The organism is Stenotrophomonas sp. P5_B8 (assembly GCF_054049855.1).
Genome location: NZ_JBFULO010000339.1, coordinates 1 through 4408, shown reverse-complemented (window position 1 = coordinate 4408; position 4408 = coordinate 1). Strand labels below are relative to the sequence as shown.

The window sequence follows — 4408 nt, the reverse complement described above, 5'->3', positions numbered from 1 at the left end:
ACATCGGCCATGCACACACTGCACGCATCCTTCGCCCGCTTCGGCCCGCTGCATGCCCAGCCGGCAGATCTGTGGCGTGGCGAGCTACCGCTGCCCGCCCCGCTGGCGGCCTTCTACGCGCAGATAGGCCCGTGGGGCGAGACCGTGCATGCCAACGTGGGACCGGTCGGCATCGACATCCCCGGCGTCAACGTGTGTTTCCCGCCCCTGCATCGGCTGTGGTCCCTGCAGGCCGGCTATCGGTGGCAAGGCAACAGCGGTGAGCGCCTGACCGATTGGCGCGACCCTTGGCTGGTGATCGCCGAACAGAATGCCGACCCCTTCATCTTCGATCGCGACAGCGGCCAGGTCCTGTTCGCGTTCCATGGCGCGGGCCGCTGGGAGGCGTCGGTACTGACGCAGGACCTGACGACCTTCCTCGCCGCCATCGCGGCCATCGGTACGGTGTACCTCGACGCCGGGGACGACCTGGAAGACGACGATGGCGCGCTGCGCCCGGCGCATCGTGACGCGGCGCTGGGCGCGTTGGCCACGGTGCTGGGCCAGGAAAACGCGGCCGAACGCTTCTTCGAGGCGCTGGAGTGGTGAATGCACCGCGCCGCGTCTTCGCGCGGACGCCATGCGCCCTGCACCCACCCTGCACGCCGCACCCGCCAAGGTGGTGCCCTGCCCCGCCCCAGCCGGCTGTTGCCAAGGCGTAAGCACGGTCATGTCATGCGCCGGCTCCCTGACCTGCCCCACGAGGATGCCGTTGCCATGGCCACGTTCGCGCCTGCTGTTGTCTATTCGCCCGACATTGAACATCGCCAGGACGACGAGGAGGACACCATCGCCGAGCTGGCGACGGTGTTCACCGGCATGGCCCGCACCGTGGCCGAGCATGAAGGCCATGCGCGCCGCGCGGTGCACGCCAAGGGCCACGCCCTGCTGACAGGCCGCTTCCAGGTGCTCGATGGGCTCCCCGCCGAGCTCGCCCATGGCCTGTTCGCCACCGCCGGTACGTACCAGGCGCTGGTGCGCCTGTCCTCACCGCCCGCCGAGCAACTGCCCGATACCGTGTCCACGCCCCGCGCGATGGCAGTGAAGCTGCTGGACGTCCCCGGTGCGCGCGTGGAGGGGGGCGAGGAGGAGCACAGCCAGGACTTCCTGATGGTCAACGGACCGGCCTTCAGCACGCCCGGCATCCAAGGCTTCCTGCGCTCGGCCAAGCTGCTGGCGTCCACCACCGAACGCATGCCGCGGACCAAACAGGTGCTGTCGGCCGCGCTGCGCGGCACCGAAGCGGCGCTCGAAGCGGTAGGCGGACAAAGCGCGACGTTGAAGGCGCTGGGCGGTGAACCCCAGCACCATCCACTGGGCGAAACGTTCTTCACCCAGGTCCCGTTCCTGTATGGGCCGCACATGGCCAAGTTTTCCTGGGTGCCGGTCTCGCCCGCACTGCTCGCGCTGACCGGTCAGCCGCTGGCATCGACGGCCGATACGCAGCGCGAGGCGATCTGCAGCTTCTTCGAGCGCCTCGATGCGCCGGTCGAGTGGGAGCTGCGGGTGCAGCTGTGCCGTGATCTGGAACAGATGCCCATCGAGGACGCCTCGGTGGTCTGGCCCGAAGCGCTCAGTCCGTTCGTGGCCGTCGGACGCCTGGTGGTCGGCGCGCAGCCGGCGTGGAGCGCCGATGCCGAGGCGCGCGAAGACGGCCTTGCGTTTGCGCCGTGGCACGCCTTGGCGGCGCACCGTCCGCTGGGCAGCCTCAACCGTGCCCGCCGCATCGTGATGGCCGCATCGCGGCAGTTCCGCGCACAGTTCAACCGCTGCCCGATCCATGAGCCGTCGGGCACGGTCGGTTGAAACATGCCGCACGCGCTGTCGGATCATGAATCGAACGCATCAACGCGCTTGACCTCAACCTTGCTTCAGGTCCGATCATGACCGCTCTTTCCACGGAGTTGTCTGCGATGTCCTATACCCTGCCCGCCCTGCCCTACGCCTACGACGCCCTCGAGCCGCATTTCGATGCGCAGACGATGGAAATCCACCACGCGCGCCACCACCAGGCCTACGTCAACAATCTCAACGCCGCGCTGGCCGAGGCAGGCATCAAGGCAACGCCGATCGAGCAGCTGATTGCCGACATCGCATCGCTGCCAGAAGGCGTACGCAACGCCGTGCGCAACAACGGCGGCGGGCATGCCAACCACAGCCTGTTCTGGACCGTGCTCAGCACCGACGGCGGCACGCCGCAGGGCGCGCTGGCGGCCGCCATCGAACGTGACCTCGGCGGCTACCAGGCCTTCAAAGACGCCTTTACCAAGGCGGCGCAGACCCGTTTCGGCAGCGGCTGGGCATGGCTGACGCTCGGCCGTGACGGCAAGCTGCTGGTCGAGAGCAGCCCCAACCAGGACAGCCCGCTGATGGGCGCTTACGCCAACCTGTCCGGCGGCGTGCCGATCCTGGGCCTGGACGTGTGGGAGCACGCCTATTACCTGCACTACCAGAACCGTCGGCCGGACTACATCGCCGCCTTCTTCAACCTGATCGACTGGGCCGAAGTGACGCGCCGCTTCCAGGCCGCCGGCGGCCGCTGATGAAACCGGGTCCGGTCCGCGACGCGGAGGCCATGGCGGCACCGTCCTCCGGCGCCGTCGGGCCCGACACGGTCGCGCTTCGCCACGTCTGCGGGCAATACCCGACCGGCGTGGCGATCGCCACGGCACGCGATATCCGGGGGCAGGTGGTGGCGATGACGATCAACTCGTTTACCTCGCTGTCGTTGGATCCGCCGTTGGTCGCGTGGAGCATCGGCGCGCGTTCGGCCGACCTGCCGGTATTCGCTGCAGCGCGATGGTTCGGCATCAGCGTATTGTCCTCTGCGCAGGAGGCGCTTGCGCGTCGTTTCGCCGATCCGCTGCTGCGGCGTGACGCGGCCAACATGGCCCTGCTGGATCTGAGCGGAGACGCCCCCCGGGTCCCCGACGCGGTGGGCTGGCTACTGTGCTCGGTGCATCGCACGGTGGCGCTGGGCGACCATCTGCTGATCGTCGGGCGCGTCGCGCATTTCGAGGCCGCGCCCGGCGAGGCGCTGGCCTACCATCGCGGCCGCTATGCACGCATCGATGGCCAGGGGACGCCGTGAAGCAGGCCTGCCCCCACCTCCCCGACACGAAAGCACCGCCATGGACCTAGCTGCACTGCAACGCATGCTCGACAGCGGACGCGACAACGCACTGCTGCGTTTCAGCCTGGGCAAGGGCCTGCTCGAGGCCGGCGATCCGGCAGGGGCGACCTCGCACCTGCTCCACTGCGTGGCGCAGGACCCCGGTTACTCCGCCGGCTGGAAGCTGCTGGGCAAGGCGTGGCTGGCCGCCGGCGATGCGCATGCCGCCTCTCAGGCCTGGCAACAGGGTATCGACGTGGCCCAACGCAACGGCGACAAACAGGCGCAGAAGGAAATGACGGTGTTCAAACGCCGTGCGGACAAGGCCGTCGCCGCGCGCGATTGACCTCGCTCACGGCAATGGCGGTGGCGTTGGTTGGCCCCGGGAAACGGCGAGCATATGACACAGCGGCACCATCACCGGCAGACCGAAAACACCCACCAGCGCCCAGGCGGTAAACCGGTCGAAGATGGCGGCCACCAGCAGGGCGAGCAGGCACAGCAACGCGCCGCTGCCGGCACTCCAACGCGCCCAGGCCGGGACGCGCTTCAGGCTGAGGCCATCGAGCAGGAAGCCGACGGTCAGCCGCCAGAAACCGATCAGCGCGACCGTGGCCACCACCACCCCCATCAGCATCGGCGCGTGGTCGGGATGCGGGTTCGGGTAGGCCAACACCAGCAGGCCGAATCCATCCAGCACGGTGACCGGCACCGCCAGCAACAGCAGTTCCAGCACCAGCAAGGTGATCCCCAGCCCCTCTACCCAGCGCGCCTTCGCCATTGCGTCGTTTCCCCGAGCCCCAAGCGCGGATCATACAACGCGCGCGTCGCGGTCAATCGCCCTTCTGGCGCTGCTGCTTGCGCTCGAAACGCTGCATCGACGCGCGGATCAAGGCCTTGGCGTCGGCCGCATTGCCCCAGCCATTGAGCTGCACCGGATTGCGTCCCTCGGGCAGGTCCTTGTAGACGCGGAAAAACGCCTCGATGCGCTGGCGTTCGATCAGCGGCAGGTCGTGCAGGTCGCGGATGTTGGCGTAGGTGGGGTCGAGTTTGTCGGTGGGCACGCCGATGACTTTTTCATCGTGCTCGCCGCCATCGACCATCTTCAGGAAGCCGATCGGGCGGAAGCGCACGATCACCCCGGGGTGCAACGGCTCACGGGTGAGCACCAGCGCATCGAGCGGGTCGTTGTCGCCGGCCAGCGTGCGTGGCATCGAGCCGTAGTTGGCCGGATAGGCCACCGGCATGGACTGGAAG

General features: G+C 68.3%; 7 protein-coding genes. 5 read left to right on the top strand and 2 right to left on the bottom strand.

The genetic code is table 11. The features are described 5' to 3' along the window. The 5 genes from ACXJKH_RS15895 to ACXJKH_RS15875 all read left to right on the top strand — a co-directional run. Positions 1-588 (top strand): hypothetical protein (locus tag ACXJKH_RS15895; RefSeq protein ID WP_457320729.1); only part of this gene is annotated, 588 nt, incomplete at its 5' end. 126 nt (positions 589-714) lie between these two features. Next, a complete protein-coding gene (locus ACXJKH_RS15890) occupies positions 715-1845 on the top strand; it encodes a catalase family protein (protein WP_457320727.1) in 1131 nt (376 codons plus the stop codon). A gap of 107 nt (positions 1846-1952) precedes the next feature. Next, the gene (locus tag ACXJKH_RS15885; RefSeq protein ID WP_457320731.1) at positions 1953-2582 is read left to right on the top strand and encodes a superoxide dismutase; all 630 of its coding nucleotides are present in this window, start codon (positions 1953-1955) and stop codon (positions 2580-2582) included. Positions 2583-2614: 32 nt separating this feature from the next. Then, positions 2615-3130: a flavin reductase family protein gene (locus ACXJKH_RS15880; protein WP_457320725.1), complete on the top strand. Its 516-nt coding sequence runs from the start codon at positions 2615-2617 to the stop codon at positions 3128-3130. Positions 3131-3170: 40 nt separating this feature from the next. Then, positions 3171-3497 (top strand): tetratricopeptide repeat protein, encoded by a 327-nt coding sequence (locus ACXJKH_RS15875; RefSeq protein WP_457320723.1) that lies wholly within the window; start codon positions 3171-3173, stop codon positions 3495-3497. Between the two features lie 6 nt (positions 3498-3503). On the opposite strand, the gene ACXJKH_RS15870 is transcribed toward ACXJKH_RS15875, so the two are convergent. Further along, a complete protein-coding gene (locus ACXJKH_RS15870; protein ID WP_457320721.1) occupies positions 3504-3932 on the bottom strand; it encodes a hypothetical protein in 429 nt (142 codons plus the stop codon). Positions 3933-3984: 52 nt separating this feature from the next. Next, positions 3985-4408: inorganic diphosphatase (locus ACXJKH_RS15865; protein ID WP_457320719.1), on the bottom strand; the 424-nt coding region annotated here is incomplete at its 5' end.

Coding starts and splice junctions, on each gene's coding strand:
- ACXJKH_RS15890 (WP_457320727.1), top strand. CDS start 715: ATGCGCCGGCTCCCTGACCTGCCCCACGAGGATGCCGTTGCCATGGCC.
- ACXJKH_RS15885 (WP_457320731.1), top strand. CDS start 1,953: ATGTCCTATACCCTGCCCGCCCTGCCCTACGCCTACGACGCCCTCGAG.
- ACXJKH_RS15880 (WP_457320725.1), top strand. CDS start 2,615: ATGGCGGCACCGTCCTCCGGCGCCGTCGGGCCCGACACGGTCGCGCTT.
- ACXJKH_RS15875 (WP_457320723.1), top strand. CDS start 3,171: ATGGACCTAGCTGCACTGCAACGCATGCTCGACAGCGGACGCGACAAC.
- ACXJKH_RS15870 (WP_457320721.1), bottom strand. CDS start 3,932: ATGGCGAAGGCGCGCTGGGTAGAGGGGCTGGGGATCACCTTGCTGGTG.